General features: G+C 63.1%; 15 protein-coding genes. 8 read left to right on the top strand and 7 right to left on the bottom strand.

All coding sequences use genetic code 11. The features are described 5' to 3' along the window. Position 1: 1 nt before the first annotated feature. The gene (galE, locus tag B5525_RS17115) at positions 2-994 is read left to right on the top strand and encodes a UDP-glucose 4-epimerase GalE (RefSeq protein WP_079567064.1); all 993 of its coding nucleotides are present in this window, start codon (positions 2-4) and stop codon (positions 992-994) included. 169 nt (positions 995-1163) lie between these two features. Continuing rightward, the gene (locus B5525_RS17110; RefSeq protein ID WP_079567063.1) at positions 1164-1478 is read left to right on the top strand and encodes a hypothetical protein; all 315 of its coding nucleotides are present in this window, start codon (positions 1164-1166) and stop codon (positions 1476-1478) included. Between the two features lie 83 nt (positions 1479-1561). Here B5525_RS17110 and B5525_RS17105 read toward each other — a convergent pair whose 3' ends face one another. Further along, entirely contained in the window at positions 1562-5140 is a 3579-nt protein-coding gene (locus B5525_RS17105; RefSeq protein WP_079567062.1) for a bifunctional diguanylate cyclase/phosphodiesterase, read from the bottom strand. 329 nt (positions 5141-5469) lie between these two features. Between B5525_RS17105 and B5525_RS17100 the strand changes: the two genes are divergently transcribed. From B5525_RS17100 to B5525_RS17090, 3 genes are read left to right on the top strand one after another with little or no spacing between them, the layout of a single operon-like run. After that, a complete protein-coding gene (locus B5525_RS17100) occupies positions 5470-6522 on the top strand; it encodes an Ldh family oxidoreductase (protein ID WP_079567061.1) in 1053 nt (350 codons plus the stop codon). Between the two features lie 31 nt (positions 6523-6553). After that, positions 6554-7921, top strand: a complete 1368-nt coding sequence (locus B5525_RS17095; RefSeq protein WP_079567060.1) for an LLM class flavin-dependent oxidoreductase — start codon at positions 6554-6556, stop codon at positions 7919-7921. A 17-nt stretch (positions 7922-7938) separates the two neighbouring features. After that, complete coding sequence (locus B5525_RS17090) at positions 7939-8724, top strand: fumarylacetoacetate hydrolase family protein (protein WP_079567059.1); 786 nt, start codon at positions 7939-7941, stop codon at positions 8722-8724. Positions 8725-8740: 16 nt separating this feature from the next. Here the strand turns inward: B5525_RS17090 and mctP are convergent, their stop codons facing one another. The 5 genes from mctP to B5525_RS17065 all read right to left on the bottom strand — a co-directional run bounded on the left by mctP (position 8741) and on the right by B5525_RS17065 (position 13295). After that, a complete protein-coding gene (mctP, locus tag B5525_RS17085) occupies positions 8741-10237 on the bottom strand; it encodes a monocarboxylate uptake permease MctP (protein WP_079567058.1) in 1497 nt (498 codons plus the stop codon). 15 nt (positions 10238-10252) lie between these two features. Then, positions 10253-10432: a DUF3311 domain-containing protein gene (locus B5525_RS17080; RefSeq protein WP_079567057.1), complete on the bottom strand. Its 180-nt coding sequence runs from the start codon at positions 10430-10432 to the stop codon at positions 10253-10255. Positions 10433-10676: 244 nt separating this feature from the next. Beyond that, positions 10677-11222 carry a GlcG/HbpS family heme-binding protein gene (locus B5525_RS17075; protein ID WP_079567056.1) on the bottom strand — a complete coding sequence of 182 codons (546 nt, stop codon included), beginning with the start codon at positions 11220-11222 and terminating at the stop codon, positions 10677-10679. Between the two features lie 92 nt (positions 11223-11314). After that, the gene (locus tag B5525_RS17070; protein WP_079573460.1) at positions 11315-12304 is read right to left on the bottom strand and encodes a tripartite tricarboxylate transporter substrate binding protein; all 990 of its coding nucleotides are present in this window, start codon (positions 12302-12304) and stop codon (positions 11315-11317) included. A gap of 79 nt (positions 12305-12383) precedes the next feature. Beyond that, positions 12384-13295: a LysR family transcriptional regulator gene (locus tag B5525_RS17065; protein WP_079567055.1), complete on the bottom strand. Its 912-nt coding sequence runs from the start codon at positions 13293-13295 to the stop codon at positions 12384-12386. Between the two features lie 137 nt (positions 13296-13432). Between B5525_RS17065 and B5525_RS17060 the strand changes: the two genes are divergently transcribed. The 3 genes from B5525_RS17060 (at position 13433) to B5525_RS17050 (ending at position 16841) form a co-directional block, all read left to right on the top strand. Beyond that, positions 13433-14590, top strand: a complete 1158-nt coding sequence (locus tag B5525_RS17060; protein ID WP_079567054.1) for an HlyD family secretion protein — start codon at positions 13433-13435, stop codon at positions 14588-14590. Between the two features lie 121 nt (positions 14591-14711). Then, positions 14712-16343 (top strand): MDR family MFS transporter, encoded by a 1632-nt coding sequence (locus B5525_RS17055; protein ID WP_079567053.1) that lies wholly within the window; start codon positions 14712-14714, stop codon positions 16341-16343. Between the two features lie 39 nt (positions 16344-16382). Further along, positions 16383-16841 (top strand): carboxymuconolactone decarboxylase family protein, encoded by a 459-nt coding sequence (locus B5525_RS17050; RefSeq protein WP_079567052.1) that lies wholly within the window; start codon positions 16383-16385, stop codon positions 16839-16841. Here B5525_RS17050 and B5525_RS17045 read toward each other — a convergent pair whose 3' ends face one another. Next, entirely contained in the window at positions 16842-17699 is an 858-nt protein-coding gene (locus B5525_RS17045) for a D-amino-acid transaminase (protein ID WP_079567051.1), read from the bottom strand. Positions 17700-17707: the final 8 nt, after the last annotated feature.

The following is a 17707-nucleotide window of genomic DNA, read 5'->3' as shown; positions in this document are numbered from 1 at the left end:
TATGAGTGAGGGTCCGGCCATCCTGGTCACCGGCGGCGCCGGCTATATCGGCTCGCATGCCTGCCGCGCGTTGCGCGCAGCCGGCTACCAGCCCGTGGTTTTCGACAATTTCTCGACCGGTCATCGCAGTTTCGTCGGCGGACCGCTCGTGACCGGCGATCTGCTGGACAAAGCCGCCCTCGATGGCGCCTTCGCCCGGCACGAGATCGTCGCGGTGATGCATTTCGCGGCCGCGAGCCTGGTTGGCGAATCCGTCGTGGACCCGCAGAAATATTACCGGAACAATGTGGTTGGTACGCTGTCGCTGCTGGATGCGATGCGCACCGCGGGTTGCCATCGCCTGGTTTTCTCATCCACCGGAGCGGTCTACGGCAACGCCGACAGCAACGCCCTGAGCGAAACTTACCCTTGCGAACCGATCAATCCCTATGGCGCTTCGAAATGGATGATCGAGCGCATCCTCGCGGATTACCGCAGCGCCTACCGGCTCGGCGCGTTCTGCCTGCGTTACTTCAATGCCAGCGGGGCCGACGCGGCCGGCGGAATCGGCGAACTGCGCGATCCGGAAACCCATCTCATTCCCCGTGCCATGATGGCGCTGCAGGGCCATGTCGGGGATTTCGCGGTGTTCGGCGACGATTACGACACGCCCGACGGCACCGCGATCCGCGATTACATCCACGTCACCGATCTGGCAACGGCGCATGTAGAGGCGCTGAAGCTCTTGATGCAGGGACATGCCGGCGGCGCCTTTAATCTTGGCACCGGCACGGGCTTTTCGGTGCGCGAGATTCTCTCCGCCATCGCAGCAGAGACCGGTCGCAAGGTGCCTCATGTCGTCAAGCCGCGGCGAGCGGGCGATCCGACCTATCTGGTCGCCAACCCTGCTGCGGCACGCGAGACCCTGAACTTTCGCGCGCAGCATTCGGATCTGGCGGCCGTCATCCGGACCGCCTGGGCCTGGCATCAAAAGGCCCACCCGCTGAGAACGTAGGGCCGTTGCCTCCGGCAGCATAAATTACAGCGGCTAGACCTGCACCTTTCGGAACTTCACTACGTCCGAACCCTATTGCAAGGTGAACGGGCCGCTCAGATGCGTGCCGTCGTCTGCGCTTTGGCTCGCATCAAAATGCGTGTATCATCGAGGTTCCGGGGAGAATTCGATGCATCCAGTCGCCAATGTACAATTCGAACGTGCGGTACGCGAATTCGCGCACTGGCGTGCCGTCCCCGAGCAAGACAGATCGGCCGCCCCGGCATGGTGGTGGGGATCGGCGTTCGAGGTGCTCGGCCTCCAGCAACCGATGCCGGCCGACTGGAGCGCCCGCCTGGAATTGCCAAACGGCTCTACGCTCGCCGATGGCGCCAAGGTTTTTCTGAATTGCCTCGCCGACCAGACATCGCTGCCCTGGGCCGGCGATTTCCCGGGCCATGCGCGGCACTCGGACCCGGCCCAGAGCCTGATCGGTTCTGATTGATCTGAACCGGGCTCCAGGTTTTTGTTTTGACGCGTTTTCTTCACGCGAGCCGGTATCCACTTCGCTCGAAAACGCTCTAGCCATCAGCGCCCCGTCGCGGCATTTTTCTGATTTGGCCGCGGAGCTGGTTTTCCCGGGGGACCTTCTGCACTGGGCTGAAGCGGTGGAGATACCATGCGAGGCGCGGAGCGAAGCAGATCGGCCATTTGCAGCGAAGGGAGCGGCTTGCTGAACAGGTAACCCTGCATTTCATCGCAGGCGTGATCGCGCAGGAATGCCTCCTGCTCGGCGGTCTCGACGCCTTCGGCGACGACGGTCATCCCCAGAGCCTTGCCCATGCTGATGATAGCCTGGGCGATAGCCTGGTCCTCGGTGTCGTTCGGCAGGTCGCGAACAAATGAACGGTCGATCTTGATGGTGTCGATCGGGAATTGCTTCATCAGGGACATCGACGAATAGCCGGTTCCAAAATCGTCGATCGCAAGACGGATGCCGCGGCTCTGGATCGAGTCGAGCACCTTGACCGCCCGGGGGACATTCCGCATCACCATGCTTTCGGTGACCTCCAGCTGCAGCAGCATCGGAGACATGCCGCTCGCGACCAGCGCCTCATCGATATCGTCCAGAAGATGTTCGTCGGCAAATTGCCTCGGCGAGAGATTGACCGCCATGGATATCGGCGGTAGCCCGCGACCCTGCCAAGCCATGTTCTGCACGCAGGCTTCCTTCAGAACCCAGCGGCCGATCGGAACGATCAGGCCGGTTTCTTCCGCAAGCGGTATGAATTGCATGGGCGGCAGCACGCCGAGGCCGGGATGCGTCCAGCGCAACAGCGCCTCGACGCCGGTTATCCGCCCGGTCGCCATATCTACCTTCGGCTGATAATGCAGCTCGAACTGATTACGATCGAGGGCGCGGCGCAGGGCGCTTTCCAGCGTCAGGCGCTCGATCGACTGGGCCTTGATTTCCTTGGTAAAGAAACGGAAGCCGTTCTTGCCGTCTTCCTTGGCGAGATACATCGCCATATCGGCATTCTTGGTCAGCGTCTGCACATCGACGCCGTCGGAAGGATACATCGCGATGCCGATACTGGCAGTGGTGTGGCACTCATGGCCGCTCAATTGCGACGGCTGGCCGAGACCGGACAACACATCACGGGCAATGCGTTCGACGTCATCGCGTTCCGCAGCTTCCTCGAGGATGACGACGAATTCGTCGCCGCCGAGCCGCGCCACGACATCGCTCGCACGCAGCGATTGGCGCAGCCGGCCGGCTATCTCGATCAGCAGAATGTCGCCGACGTCATGCCCGAGCGAATCGTTAATTACCTTGAACCGGTCGAGATCGATGAAAAGCACTGCAAATTGCCGCTGGTGGCGGAAAGCGGCCTCGATCGCATGACGCAGCAGCTCGTTGAACGTTTCCCTGTTGGGTAGACCGGTCAGGCTGTCGTGCGACGCAAGGTACTCGATCCGCTCGTCGGCCTTGGTTTTTTCGTCCGCGCGGTCGAAGTTCTCGAGTGCGAACGACACGTTTTCGGCCAGCCGCTGCAGGAGCTCGACGAATTCAGGCGCAAACGTATCTCTCTCCGCCGACAGATAGATCATGACGCCGACTGGCTGCCCGCGAACCATCAATGGAAATGCGGCGCCTGATTTTGCCCCATCACCGCGAACGATGTCGTGAAATGCACTGACGCGCTGGTCGGCGAGATAATCATTGCTGATGCAGGGCTGCCGTGTGCGGAATGCCGTGCCGGCGAGTCCGCGTCCCTCGGGACGATCGGCGCAGATCGAGAGCCTGACGTTTCGTGTCGTCTCCGCGGTCGGTCCGGCCGCGGCCACGTTGTCGAGGAAATCGCTGCCGGGAACAGGCAACGCTATGGTCGTGGAAGTGAATTTTCCGCCGGCCGACGCGGCCACGCATACCAGTTCATACAGATCGGCGCGGGTTTTGGCCCGCATGATGGCTTCATTCGTCGCACTCAGCGCCGCGAACATTCGCGTCAGCCGTTCCTTCTGTTCCTCGGTCCTCGCCTTTTCGTCGGCGCGGTCGAAATTGTCCAGTGCGAATGAAACGTTCTCCGCCAGTCGCGCCAGCAGCTCCACCAGGTCGTCGGTAAAGGCATCGCGGTCACGGGAGATAAACAAAAGCACGCCGATCGCCCTGTCGCCTCTCTGCAGCAGAGGAAAGCTCGCGCCGGACCGGGTACCGTCTTCCCTGGCCTGCTGATGCCAGTGAGAGGTACGTTCATCCGCGAGGAAATCGTTGATGATGCAGGGTTGCCGGGTACGGAACGACGTCCCGGTCAGTCCGCGCCCCGCGGGCAGGTCGGCGGAAATGACGAAGCGCTTGGTTCGCATCCGCTCGTAGTCGGTGCCCTTGGTCGCGACTATCCGCAAAAATTCTTCGCCGGGCTCCGCAAGTGCCAGCGTGGCGGACGTAAACGTTCCGCCGAGCACCGCAGCATGGCACACCGCGTCGAACAGCTCCGCCCGGCTCTTGACCCGCATGATCGCTTCGTTGGTCGCGCTGAGCGCCTCGAGCATGCCAGCCAGACGATCCTTTTGTCTTTCGGCTTTGGCCTTTTCGTCGGCACGATCGAAATTTTCCAGCGCGACCGACACGTTCTCCGCAATGCGCGCCATCAGCGCGATGACCTCGTCGTCGCTGGCCCAGGATTTGCCGATCAGGAACAGCAGCACGCCGATGCTGTTGCCGGCCTTTGTGAGCGGAAGCGCAACGCCGGCCGTGACGCCAACTTCGCGTCCCAACTCCTGCCACGGTCGGGCCTGCGCCGAGTTTAGGATGTCGCTGTTGACGCAGGCCTTCTGCGTCCGGAAGGCGTTGCCGCAGATGCCGTTCCCGTAAATATTGCCGGGGTCGATCGAGAAGCGCGTGCGGTTGAGCTGTTCGACAATTTCGCCGGTTCCAGCGACCGGTTTCAGCCAGATCGAATTCGGTTCCGCGAGCAGGACCACGGTGGCGGCGGATTTTCCGCTGTGAACCGCGGCATCGCAGACGAACCGGTAGAGTTCCTGTTTGGTCTTGGCGCGAAGAATCGCCTCGTTGGTGGCGCTGATGGCGCCGAACATCCGGTTCAGCCTTCGCAGGGCGCGCTCGCCGCTCTTGCGCGCAGCCTCGTGCTCGAAATTGTCGAGCGCATAGGAAATGTTCGCCGACATCCGATCGAGAAGCGAGACAACCTGTTCGGTGATCGATCCAGCGGCGCGCTGGGTGACGAGGAGTACGCCGACGCTGCGGCCGCCGCAGGTTAGCGGCAGTGCCGCCGCCGCGCCGATATGCGCCACGGTTGCCCCTTCCCGCCACGCCAGCGACCGGCGGTCGTTGAGGTAGTCATTGCTGATACAGGTCTTCTGGTCGCGAAAGGCTTGTCCGCAGACCCCAGTTCCCTCAGGGGTATCCGCAGCAATCGAAATATCGATGGCGCGCAGCCGCTTGATGTCGTCGCCGAAGCCGGCGGCGACCCGGAGCATGTTGGTGGCGGGTTCGAGCAAAAAGATCGCCGTCGCCAGGAAGTCCCCGCTGGAAAATGCGGCTTCGCAGACCTGACGGTATAGCTGCTCCGGTGATTTCGCATACAGAATTGCTTCGTTGGTTGCACTCAACGCCGCAAACGTACGCGCGATGTTCGTCTCCAAAACCACTAGCACCCCTTCGGCAATTCTTGCCAATCCCTGGGAATTTGCGCGAATGAGGCCTAAATCGCGGTTATTGGCCGGAATAAGTCGCGATTCAGAGTAAATGGCCTACGAATATCGAGGCGAAAAACTCCGAAGAATTACGGGTCGGCCAGGCGCGATCGCCCGCGCCGCCACCGGTCGCCGGGAGGCAGCGAGACGTGGGCGCTGCATTGCACCCAAGATTTTGAGTTGAAGTCATTGCTAACAGGCGATCGCTTTGAGACCATGCCGGCGACAACAAGCAAGACCCGCTTCCCGCGCGGGCATTAAGCCCTTGAGGAAACCCCATGCCGCTTGTGCAGGCCGAACCTCTGACGCGCCTTGGCGCGGCGCTGCTTCGAGCGGCGGGCGCGTCGGAGGAGGAAGCACATGCCGTCGCCATCGGCTGCGTCAACGCCAACCTCGCCGGCCATGATTCGCACGGGGTGATCGCGATCCCGACCTATATCGACCGCATCAAGGTCGGCCATATCGTGCCCGGCGCGAAGTGGACCATCGTGCAGGAATCGCCGACCACGACCGTGATCGACGGCCATTGGGGTTTCGGTTTCCACGTCAACGCCAAGGCGATGGCGCTCACGATCGAGAAGGCCAGGACCGCCAATGTCGCGGCCTGCACGGTGTTCCGCCAGAGCCATGTCGGCCGGCTTGCCGCCTATCCCATGATGGCGATGCGCGAGGGCATGATCGGCATCGCCACCGCCGATTCCGGCCGCTCGCCAAAACACGTCGCGCCGTTCGGCGGCCGCGAAGCGCGGCTCGGCACCAATCCGATCTCGATCGCAGTGCCGTCGGACCTCGAGGCGCCGTTTTATCTGGACATGGCGACGTCGGCGGTCGCGGCCGGAAAGATCCAGCTTGCCGCCGCCCGCGGCGAGGAGATTCCGACAGGCTGGATCGTCGATAGCGAGGGACGCCAGACCAACGATCCCAAGGCATTCCGCAAGGGCGGCGCGCTGCTGCCGCTCGGCGGCACCGAGGGCTACAAGGGAAGCGGCCTTGCGGCGATGGTCGAGGTGCTCTGCGGACTCCTCACCGGCCTCGGCTTCGGCGTCGAACCCACCGGCCGGCATAATGACGGCTGCTTCATGGCGGTGTTCAACGTCGCCGCGTTCCGCCCCCTGAAGGACTTCAAGAAAGAGGTCGCCGAATTCGCGCGCTATCTCAAGGCGACGCCGCCCTCGGAGGGCTCGACCGGCGTGTTCTATCCGGGCGAGGTCGAATATCTCCGGGAGCAGCAGCGCCGGTCGTCCGGCATCGACATCGAAGACGCCACCTGGGACAAATTGCGCGCGCTCGCGGGCGAATACAAATTGACCGCCGAACTCGATCTCGGGTGATTTCGCATCCGGCGGGCACAGGGAGAACAGCATGACGCGGCAAATGGTACTGGTCGGCTTCCTGCAGGCGCAGAACTGCACCAACCTGCCGAGCTCATGGCGCCATCCGGAATCGCGCGACGATTCGATGTCGGCGGATTATTATCAGGAGATCGGGCGGATCCTGGAATCCGGAAAATTCCACATGGCGTTTTTCGACGATCGGCTGGCGATGCCGGATCGCTACGGCGACGACCACGCCCACACCGTCGAATACGGCATCCGCTGCGTCAAGATGGACCCGGTCATCGTGCTGACGGCGATGGGGATGGCGACCGAAAATCTCGGCCTCGCCTCGACCTGCTCGACCACCTATTACGAACCATTCGACGTCGCGCGCCGCTTCGCCACGCTCGATCTGATGACTGGCGGCCGCGCGGCCTGGAACGTGGTGACATCGGTCAACGACGGCGAAGCCCACAACATGGGCAAGGATGCCCATCTCGACCATGATTTCCGCTATGACCGCGCCGACGAATTCATGGAAGTGGTGCTCGGCCACTGGGATTCCTGGGAAGACGGCGCGCTGCTGATCGACAAGAAGAGCGGCCGGTTCGCCGATCCGACCAAGGTCAAGCGCCTCGGCCATCATGGCGCCTTCTACAAGTCGCGCGGCCCGTTCACGGTGCCGCGCTCGAGCCAGGGCCATCCCGTCATCATCCAGGCCGGCGCCTCTGGCCGCGGCCAGCGCTTTGCCGGACGATGGGGCGAGGTGATCTTCACAGCCGCGCGCAATCTGGCCGGCGCCAAACAAGGCTATGACGCGGTCCGCAACGAGGCCGCCAAGGCTGGCCGCGATCCCGACCAGATGTTTCTCTGCAACCTGACCACGCCGGTCTGTGGCGCGACCAAATCCGAGGCCGAGGACAAGATGGCGCTGATCGAAAAGCTGCCGCTGGAGATCGACGCGCTGTCGCTGTTGTCGGAGGGACTGAACTACGATTTCGCCTCCAAGGGCATCGACGAGCCGCTGACGACCGAAGAACTCCAGAGCATGCAGGGCATCATCGGCATCCGCGACGGCGTGCTCAAGACCTCGGGCAAGACCAACCCGAGTGCGCGCGATTTCGTCACCTTCTCCGGCCGCGGCCAGACCGCGGACGCGGTCGTCGGCGGACCAAAGGAGATCGCCGACAAACTGGAGGAGATGTTCGTCGGCCGCGGCTGCGACGGCTTTGTCATCGCCGCGACCTATGTGCCGGGGTCGTATGCGGATTTCGTCCGTCACGTGGTTCCGGAATTGCAGCGTCGCGGCCTGTTTCACCGCGATTATGCCGGCAAGACCTTGCGCGAAAATTTGGGTCTGCCGCGCCCCGTAGCCGGCGCCTGGAAAACGCAGCCGCAGGCCGCGGCGGAATAAACCAATAAGGATAAAGCATGCGCTGGCTTCAGTTCACCGCGAATGGGCAGACCTCCTGGGGCATCGTCGAAGGCGACCGCGTGATTGCGGTCAGCGGCGATCCTCTCGGGGAATGGCAGCGCTCCCAGCGCACGCATGCCCTGAAAGAGGTCAAAATCGAACTGCCTGTCATGCCGCGCACCTTCTATTGCGTCGGCCTCAATTACCTCAAGCATCTCAAGGAAGCCGCGGACAAGCGCGGCGAGGTGCCCAACGTGCCCGACCGCCCCGAAATCGGCTACCGCGCGCAGAATGCGCTGATCGCGCATGACGAAGACGTCGTGATCCCGGCCACCGCCACCGAGAAGATCCACTATGAGGGCGAGCTGGTGGTCGTGATCGGCAAGAAGGCAAAGCATCTCACCGACGCCAACGCGATGTCCTGCGTGTTCGGCTACACCATCGGCAACGATGTCAGCGAGCGCACCTGGCAGAAGGCCGATCGCGGGCTGTGGCGATCCAAGAATGCCGACACTTTCAAGCCGATGGGACCATGGATCGAAACCGAGGTCGATCTCGACAGCATGGAAACCATCGTCAAGGTCAACGGCAAGGAGACCGGCCGCTTCCGCACCAACGACATGATCTTCGGCATCAAGCCGTTCATCGTCGAATTGACGACATACTTCACGCTGTGGCCGGGCGACGTGATCTGGATGGGCACCGATGGCGCCTCCCCCGACCTGAAAGCGGGCGACGTCGTCGAGATCGAGATCACCGGCATCGGCACGCTGCGCAACCGGTTTGTTGCGGAGAAGATCTAGGAAGATCAGACGGTGCCTATGGCCGAACCGCTGCGCGGCTGCGATCCGGCGAAATCAACCCAACGACCGTGGTCGCGATCACCGCAACGGCTATGTTGAGAATCAATGCACCGAGCCCGACATAGAAGACATAACTGGCGCCGCCGAGATCGATGGTCGCGAGCGGCTTCAGCCCGTTGTCCCACGCGGTCCACGAGCCCCAGAGAATCCCCGCGGCCCAGCCCAACAGCAGGCCTTCGGCGCGGAACCAGCGCGTGAACAATCCAAAGACCAGCGCCGGAAAGGTCTGCAGGATCCACAAGCCACCGAGCAGCTGCAAATCGAGCGCATATTGCACCGGCAGGAACAGCGTGAAGATGAGCGCGCCTAACTTGACGACCAGCGAGGCAATTTTTGCGACCGCCGCCTCGCCGGCGTGGCTGATGCCGGGATCGACATAGGATTTCCAGACATTGCGGGTGAACAGGTTGGCCGCACCGATGCTCATGATCGCGGCCGGCACCAGCGCGCCGATCGCAATCGCCGAGAACGCGAAGCCCGCGAACCAGGACGGAAACAGCGTCTGGAACAGTACCGGCACCACATCATTGTTCGAGGTCACCTTGATATGGGCGGCATGGGCCATGTAGCCGAGCAGGGCGATCAGGCCCAGTAGCAGCGTATAGGCTGGCAGCAGGATCGCGTTCTTCCGGATGGTGTCGGCCGATTTGGAGGCGAAGATTCCGGTCAGCGTATGCGGATACATGAACGCGGCCAGCGCCGAGCCGAGTGCCAGCGTCGCATAAGGCAGCATCTGCGACGGCTTCAAGGTCAGGCCGGTGTCGCCGCCCTTGGCCACGAACGCATCATTGGCGGCGGAGAATACCGCGCCATAGCCGCCGAGCTTCGCCGGCACTACTACAACCGCGACCAGCACCACGATATAGATCATGGTGTCCTTGACGAAGGCAATCAGCGCCGGCGCCCGCAAGCCTGAGCTATAGGTGTAGAGCGCGAGAATGATGAAGGCGGCGATGATCGGCAAATCGCCGGTCGGACCCATGGTCTTGATCACCGCGCCCATACCGACCAGCTGCAGCGCGATGTAGGGCATGGTGGCGACCATGCCGGTGACGGCAACCGCAAGCTCGAGGCCGTGCGAATTGTACGCGCCGTGGACCACGTCCGCGGCGGTGACATAGCCGTTGGCATGCGCCGTCTTCCACAGCAGCGGCATGACCGCGAACACGAAGGGATAGACGATGATCGTGTAAGGCAGCGCGAAAAAGCCGAAGGCGCCGACCGCGTAGACCAGCGCCGGCACCGCAATCACGGTGTAGGCCGTATAGAAATCGCCGCCGACCAGGAACCAGGTGATCCAGGTGCCGAATTGCCGACCGCCCAAACCCCATTCGTCGAGATGCGCGCTGACCGGGCCCGATCGCCAGCGCGCGGCGAGGAAGCCCATCACGGTGACGAGGGCGAAGAAGAACAGGAAGACCGCAAGCGCAACCCAGTCGATCCGATCGGCCATGATGCAGCCTCCCTCTCAGGGCGCTTCGTCGGAAGCGCGGCTGCGATAGACCAGCCAGATCAACAGCGAGCTGACCGGCACCCATGCCAGCTGGTACCAATAGAAGAACGGAAAGCCGAACAGTGCCGGCTCCAGGAAATTGTAGAACGGCACCCACAGCAGGCCGACGAACGGCACCAGCAACAATAGCCACATGGACGTACTCCGGATCCCTGCCGGCCTGTCGAGCCGGCTTTCGTGCATCAAACGATTTTGGAACCGAATTGTTGCGCCGGCCGACAAATTTGCCGCTACTGCGGCGCGGCGACCGGGGTATGCCCCGGATGCAGCGCAACGCCACTGCGGTGCGCTGCTGATCCGGGGTCCATATGTCGGTGTTGATCCCCGCTCTGCGGAGCAGCGTGAAGGACGCTGTGCCGCGTCCGGCACAGGTGTCGCGCTATTTCACAACCTCGGCGCCGACCTTGCAAATCGCGGCGTCCTGATCGCCGGTGCCGCCGCTGCAGCCCACCGCGCCGATCAGCTTGCCGGCTTCGACCAGCGGAAACCCGCCGGGGCTCGCGACCAGGGTCGGATCGAGCGTGCCGGTATAGGCGTGGCCGGTTTCATAGGCATTGTAGAACGCCCGGGACTCCCGACGATAACGGGCCGCGGTGCGGGCCTTACCCTGCGAGATCCCAACGCCTGCGATCTGCGCACCCTCCATCCGCTCGAAATGGACAAGCTCGCCATTGGTATCGACCACGGCGATGTTCATCTTCCAGTTTCGGCGCTTGGCTTCGGCTTCGGCCGCGGCCATCACCTGCTTGGCGCGTTCGAGCCCGATCGATTGGCCATAGGGAATGTCGAAGGGAATCGCGTCGGGCGTTCCGCCTGCTGCAGGTTGCGCCGGCGGCGCCGCCGGAGCCGGGGTTTGGGCAAAGCTCGGCGAACTCAGTACCGCCATGGCGCAGGCGGCCAGGCTCATCGAAACGATCGAACGCATTATATCCTCACAGTTGACGTTTGTTTTCGTTGTCCAGTCTGTCGATAGTGGCTGCAACCCCCTCAACTGGCAAATATTCCGGCGGGAAACCGCTATTCGGCGGTGATCCCGGCATCCTGGATCACTTTGCGCCAGCGCGCCTCCTCGCCGCGGAAATAGCGGTCGAGTTCTTGCGGCGGTCTCGCGACCATGACGAGGCCCTCGTTGACGCCGAGCTTCCTGAACGCCTCGGATTGCACCGCCGCGGCGGCGGATCTGTTGAGGCGATCTACGACATCCGCGGGCGTTTTAGCCGGCGCGAACAGGCCATACCAACTCTCCGCGGAGTAACCGGGAACGCCGGCCTCGGCGACGGTCGGCACGTCAGGAAAAGCCGGCGAGCGCTGCGCCGAGGTCACCGCCAAGGCGCGCAGCTGCCCGCCCTGGACGAGCGAGGCGGCACTGGCGACCGTCGTGAACATCACCTGGATCCGTCCGCCGATCAGATCGGTGATAGCGGGCGCGGCGCCCTTGTACGGCACCGTGGTCAAGTTGACCTTGGCGAGATTCTTGAACAATTCGCCCGCCAGATGCGCCGAGGTGCCGGTGCCATAGGTCCCGTAGGACAGTTTTTCCGGCTCGGCCTTTGCGGCTGCGATCAGATCGGCGATCGAATGATACGGGGATTTCAGATTGACCACGACGATATTGAAGGAGCGCGCGATCAGCGCGACGGGAGCGAAATCCGCGTGCGGATCGTAAGGCAGGCTGGCCTTTAGGCTCGGATTGACCGCATTGGCAAACGTCCCCATCAGCAGCGTGTAGCCGTCGGGTTCACTGGACGCCACCGCCTGCGTGCCGAGGATGGTCCCGGCCCCCGCCTTGTTTTCGATGACGATGCTCGCGCCGAGATCCCTGGCCATCTCCTGCGCCAGCGTGCGCGCCACCACATCGGTCCCGCCGCCCGGCGCAAACGGCACGACGATCCTGATCGGCCGGTCCGGATAAGCCGCCGAGGCGGAGCTCGTCGACAGCGCAGGCAGCAGCAATGCTGCAAGCGCGAACAGACGAGCGGCATTTTTTGAATTGAGTTGAGTTCCCATGTGCACCCGTTTCGCTTCGCGTCCCGACGACGCCATAACAGATCACGGCTGCCGGCGCAGCGCCATGCATGCGCGGCGATCAGGAATAGGGATTGATCAGCTTCTGCTGTTCGGCGCTGTGCTGGACCAGGAGATCGATGAAGCTGCGGACCTTGGCCGACAGATGATGGCGATGCGGATAGATCGCGTTCATCGCCATTTCGACCGGCCGATATTCGGGCAACAGACGAACCAGGCGGCCGGCATCGAGGTCGTCGCCGACCAGAAACCCCGCCCCCAGCCAAACGCCGACGCCTTGCAGCGTGGCCCGGCGCAGCGTCTCGCCGCTGTTAGAGACGAGATTGCCGGACACGCGCACCGCTGCTGGCGTCCCCTTGCGGTCGACGAAGTGCCAGCCGTCCTGAAACGGATAGAGCTCGTGGCGGATGCAATTATGATTCTCGAGTTCGGACAATTGCCGGAACGGTCCGTGTTTCTCCAGATAGGCCGGCGAACAGCACAGCACATGGCGCCAGGTCGCGAGGCTGCGAACGATCAGGCTGGAATCCGGCGGCGGCGTGAGCCGGACCGCGAGATCGTAGCCCTCGTCGATCAGGTCGACGTTTTTTTCGCCGATGGTCAGGTCGACCTTGACCTCGGAATATGAGCTGAGAAATTCGGCGACCACGGGTGCTACGAACTGGATGATGTGGGTCGCGGCGTAGATGCGCAGCGTGCCGCGTGGCGTCGATTGCGAGGCGCCCGCAATCTCGTCCGCCTGTTCGAGATCGGCCAGGATCTGCGTGGCGCGATCGTAATAGGCCTTGCCGACCTCGGTGAGACTGACCTTGCGCGTCGTGCGCTGTAGTAGCCGTGCACCCAGCCGCTCTTCCAGCGCCTGGACGTGGTTGCTCACCATCGTCGTCGACATGTTGAGCTTGCGGCCGGCGGCCGAGAATCCGCCGTTATCCACCACCCGGACAAAGGCCGTCAGACTGGTCAGCCGGTCCATCCCCATCTCCGATTATCCGTCGACACTGGATAATGCTTCCATTTTTTTTCCAATTATCACACCGCAGGGATCATTGCATCTATTGGGCATCTCAAACGGCCTCTAGCGAGGACGCCTTCCCGTTTCAGGAGGATGCCATGTCGGATCAATCCTATATCGCTGATTTACCTAATAAAACCAGTCTCCTCCCGTCCCGGCTGGCGATCAAGCGGGCGGCCCTGGCGCTGGCGGTAGCCCTCGGAATCGCCGGTACGGCCGATTTCGGCTACGGCTACCTGACCACCGGGCGCTACCTGGAAACCACCGACGACGCCTACGTCAAGGCCGACTCCACGATCATCTCGCCGAAGGTGTCCGGCTATATCGACACGGTGCTGGTCGGCGACAACCAGCCGGTCAAGGCCGGGCAGTTGCTGGCCCGGATCGACGACCGCGATTTCCGCACCGCGCTGGAGCAGGCGCAGGCCGACGTCGCGGGCTCCGAGGCCGCGGTACGCAATCTCGATGCGCAACTCGCCCTGCAGCAGCCGATCATCGAACAGGGCACCGCGGACGTCGCGGCGGCGCAAGCGAATCTGAAATTCGCCGAGGAAGAACGCGCCCGCTACGACGATCTGATGAAGAGCGGCTCCGGCACGATCCAGCGTGCCCAGCAAACCGACGCGGCGCTACGCGAGAAGACCGCGCAAGTTCAGCACGGCCAGTCCGGTCTGCTGGCGGCGCAGCGGAAGGTCGACGTTCTCACCACCGACCGCGCCAAGGCCGTCGCGCAACTGGATCGGGCGCGCGCGGTCGCACAGCAGGCGGCGCTGAACCTTTCCTACACGGAGATATCGGCGCCGGTCGACGGCACCGTCGGCGCGCGGTCGCTGCGGGTCGGCCAGTTCGTGCAGGCCGGAACACAGCTGATGGCGGTGGTCCCGCTCGACGCGGTCTATGTGGTGGCGAACTTCAAGGAGACCCAGCTCACTTATGTGCGCAACGGCCAGCCCGTCGAAATCAGCATCGACGGCTTCAGCGGTACCAGGCTCAGGGGTCATGTCGACAGCCTGTCGCCTGCGAGCGGGCTTGAATTCGCGCTGCTGCCGCCGGACAACGCCACCGGCAATTTCACCAAGATCGTGCAGCGGGTGCCGGTGAAGATCGCGCTCGACGATCACCGCCTGGCCGGGCTGCTGCGCCCGGGCATGTCCGCGGAGCCGACCGTCGACACCAAGGCGACCGTGCTCGCCGAGCGTGAAACCCAGAACCGGCTTGCCTCGGGCGCCGCTCTTGTTCGCACGAACGGCAGCTGAGCATCCCGGTTTTCCGGCGGGCCATCATCAATCCCTGCTGGACAATCCTTCCAATTTTTCCCGGATTATCGAAACACGCCGCCCAATGCATTCTGCCTCCGCAAGCCAAGAGGAGACACCAATGACCGCGCTCCAGACCACCATCGACACGGCTCCCTCCGCCCCGGCCGATCGTCCGCGCATCAGCGCAGCGCCTAGTCAGCCGACGTCCGCGGTATCAGCCAAAACCTGGCTTGCGGTATTCGGCGCCACCCTCGGCGCCTTCATGGCCGTGCTCAATATCCAGATCGTCAATGCGTCACTGGCCGACATCCAGGGCGCGATCGGCGCCGGCATCGACGATGGCGGCTGGATCTCGACCTCCTACCTGATCGCCGAAATCGTGGTGATTCCCTTGAGCGGCTGGCTCGCGCAGGTGTTCTCGATCCGGATCTATCTCCTGACCAATGCGATCCTGTTCCTGCTGTTTTCCGCAGCGTGCGCCCTGGCGCAGGACCTGCCGCAGATGATCGGCTTGCGCGCGCTGCAGGGTTTTTCGGGCGGCGTGCTGATCCCGATGGCCTTCACGCTGATCATCACGCTATTGCCGAAGGCAAAGCAGCCCATTGGCCTGGCGCTGTTCGCGCTGTCGGCCACCTTCGCGCCCGCGATCGGACCGACCATCGGCGGCTATCTCACGGAAAACTGGGGCTGGCAGTACATCTTCTACGTCAACCTGGTGCCGGGCGCGCTGATGATCGGCATGCTGTGGTTCTCTCTGGAAGCAAAGCCGATGAAGCTCTCGCTGCTGCGTGAAGGCGACTGGCCCGGCGTCGTCACCATGGCGATCGGCCTTTCCGCGCTGCAGACCGTGCTCGAGGAAGGCAACAAGGACGACTGGTTCGGCTCAGCCTTCATCGTCCGCCTGTCGATCATTGCCGCCATTGCGTTGGCGCTGTTCCTGGTCATCGAGTTGACGACCAAAACGCCGCTGTTGAATCTGCGGCTGTTGGGCCGGCGCAATTTCGGCTTCGGCGTTCTCGCCAATTTCCTGCTCGGCGTCTCGCTGTACGGTTCGGTGTTCATCATGCCGGTCTATCTGTCGCGCATCCAGGGCTACAATGCCGAACAGATCGGGATGGTGCTGGCCTGGACCGGATTGCCGCAACTGGTGTTGATCCCGATGGTACCGCGGCTGATGAAGCGCTTTGATCCGCGGCTCGTGATCGGCGTCGGCTTCGCGCTGTTCGCAGCCAGCAATTTCATGAACATCTACATGACATCGGACTACGGTTCCGACCAGCTGTTCTGGCCGAATGTCGTCCGCGCCGTGGGCCAGGCGCTGGCATTCGCGCCGCTATCCGCCGTCGCGACCGCAGGCATCGAGCCGGAGAATGCCGGTTCGGCGTCGGGCCTGTTCAACATGATGCGCAATCTCGGCGGCGCCGTCGGCATTGCCATGCTGCAGACCTTCCTGACCAAGCGCGAGCAGTATCATTCCAACGTGCTGATGCAGTCGGTGTCGCTATTGGAACAGGCGACCCGTTCGCGGATCGAAGCGCTCACCCAGTACTTCGTCAACCACGGCGTCATCGACCGCACCGAGGCCTCGCAGCGCGCGGTGGTCGCGATCGGCCACATCGTGCAGAAGCAGGCCTTTATCCTGGCCTTCAGTGACACCTTCTATTTGCTGGGCGCCGCGCTGATCGTTGCGCTCATGGCAGCCCTGCTGCTGAAGAAGCCCAACCATCTTGAAGCCGGTGGCGCCCATTAGGATTATCCCTCAGTCCCTTCACGTCAAAGGAGAACGACCATGAAACCACGATTGAACGCCTATCAAGCCGCACCCGACACGATCAAGGCGCTCGGCGCGCTGGAGGCCCACGTCCAGGGCACCGGCCTCGAACAGTCGCTGATCGAACTGGTCAAGACGCGGGCGTCGCAGATCAACGGGTGCGCCTTCTGCATCAACATGCACACCCAGGACGCGCGCAAGCACGGCGAAACCGAGCAGCGGCTGTATCTCTTGAATGCGTGGCGGGAAGCCCCCGTCTATACCGACCGCGAGCGCGCCGCGCTGGCCTGGACCGAGGCGGTGACGCTGGTTTCGGAAACCCACGTGCCCGACGATGTCTACGAGGAAGTCCGCAAGCAATTCTCGGAAGAAGAGACGGTCAATCTGACCATGCTGGTGGCAACCATCAACGCCTGGAACCGGATCGCCATCAGCTTCCGGTCGATCCCGCCGGTGAGGGCCAAGGCCGCGGCGTAGTTACGTCGCGGTTTGCTTGGCGAACTCGACATAGATCTCGCGCAGGCGCGCGGTCATCGGACCCGGCTTGCCGTTGGCGACGGTCTTGCCGTCGATCGACACAACTGCCTGCACGAACAAGGAGGCGCTGGTGACAAAGGCCTCCTTGGCCGCGAGCGCCTCCGCAATCGTGAACGGCCGCTCCTCGACACGGAGCTGACGTTCTTCGGCAAGCGCCACCACCGCCTTGCGGGTGCAGCCCGGCAGAATCGCAGACGAGTTCTGCCGCGTCACGATTACGTCGTCCTGCGTCAGGATGAAGGCCGAGGAGGAACCGCCTTCGGTTACCTTGCCGTCCTCGATCATCCAGGCCTCGCCGGCGCCGGCTTCCGCGGCGGCCTGCTTGGCGAGTACCTGCGCCAGCAGCGCCACGCTCTTGATGTCGCGCCTCGTCCAGCGGATGTCGGGCACCGTGACCACGCCGATACCGGTCTTGGCCGAGGGCGCATTGACGATGTCCTTGACGGACGTGAACATGACCAGCGTCGGCTTGACGCCTTTCGGGAATGCAAAGTCGCGGCCTTTGTCGGCGCCGCGCGTCACCTCCAGATAAACCAGGCCGCTGGCGAGATTATTGCGCGCGATGAGCTCCCGCTGGATCTCCTGGATCCGTTCGATGGTCTCAGGCAGCGCCAGCGAGATCTCGCCAACGGAGCGCTCCAGCCGCGCCAGATGCGAGGCGTTGTCGATCAGCTTGCCGTCCAGCACAGCGGCCACCTCGTAGATGCCGTCGGCGAACAGAAAACCGCGGTCCAGTATCGAGACCTTGGCCTCCGACATCGGCACAAACGACCCGTTGACGTAAGCGATCTGTTCCAAGCGAGTTC

The sequence above is a fragment of the Bradyrhizobium erythrophlei genome, assembly GCF_900129505.1.
GTDB classification, from domain to species: Bacteria; Pseudomonadota; Alphaproteobacteria; order Rhizobiales; family Xanthobacteraceae; genus Bradyrhizobium; species Bradyrhizobium erythrophlei_D.
Note: the sequence above shows the minus strand (reverse complement) of the source record. Positions and strands in the feature narration are given on the sequence as shown.

Bases quoted from the DNA above. Each gene is read 5' to 3' on its own strand.
- galE (WP_079567064.1), top strand. From the start codon at position 2: ATGAGTGAGGGTCCGGCCATCCTGGTCACCGGCGGCGCCGGCTATATC.
- B5525_RS17110 (WP_079567063.1), top strand. From the start codon at position 1,164: ATGCATCCAGTCGCCAATGTACAATTCGAACGTGCGGTACGCGAATTC.
- B5525_RS17100 (WP_079567061.1), top strand. From the start codon at position 5,470: ATGCCGCTTGTGCAGGCCGAACCTCTGACGCGCCTTGGCGCGGCGCTG.
- B5525_RS17095 (WP_079567060.1), top strand. From the start codon at position 6,554: ATGACGCGGCAAATGGTACTGGTCGGCTTCCTGCAGGCGCAGAACTGC.
- B5525_RS17090 (WP_079567059.1), top strand. From the start codon at position 7,939: ATGCGCTGGCTTCAGTTCACCGCGAATGGGCAGACCTCCTGGGGCATC.
- mctP (WP_079567058.1), bottom strand. From the start codon at position 10,237: ATGGCCGATCGGATCGACTGGGTTGCGCTTGCGGTCTTCCTGTTCTTC.
- B5525_RS17080 (WP_079567057.1), bottom strand. From the start codon at position 10,432: ATGTGGCTATTGTTGCTGGTGCCGTTCGTCGGCCTGCTGTGGGTGCCG.
- B5525_RS17075 (WP_079567056.1), bottom strand. From the start codon at position 11,222: ATGCGTTCGATCGTTTCGATGAGCCTGGCCGCCTGCGCCATGGCGGTA.
- B5525_RS17070 (WP_079573460.1), bottom strand. From the start codon at position 12,304: ATGGGAACTCAACTCAATTCAAAAAATGCCGCTCGTCTGTTCGCGCTT.
- B5525_RS17065 (WP_079567055.1), bottom strand. From the start codon at position 13,295: ATGGACCGGCTGACCAGTCTGACGGCCTTTGTCCGGGTGGTGGATAAC.
- B5525_RS17060 (WP_079567054.1), top strand. From the start codon at position 13,433: ATGTCGGATCAATCCTATATCGCTGATTTACCTAATAAAACCAGTCTC.
- B5525_RS17055 (WP_079567053.1), top strand. From the start codon at position 14,712: ATGACCGCGCTCCAGACCACCATCGACACGGCTCCCTCCGCCCCGGCC.
- B5525_RS17050 (WP_079567052.1), top strand. From the start codon at position 16,383: ATGAAACCACGATTGAACGCCTATCAAGCCGCACCCGACACGATCAAG.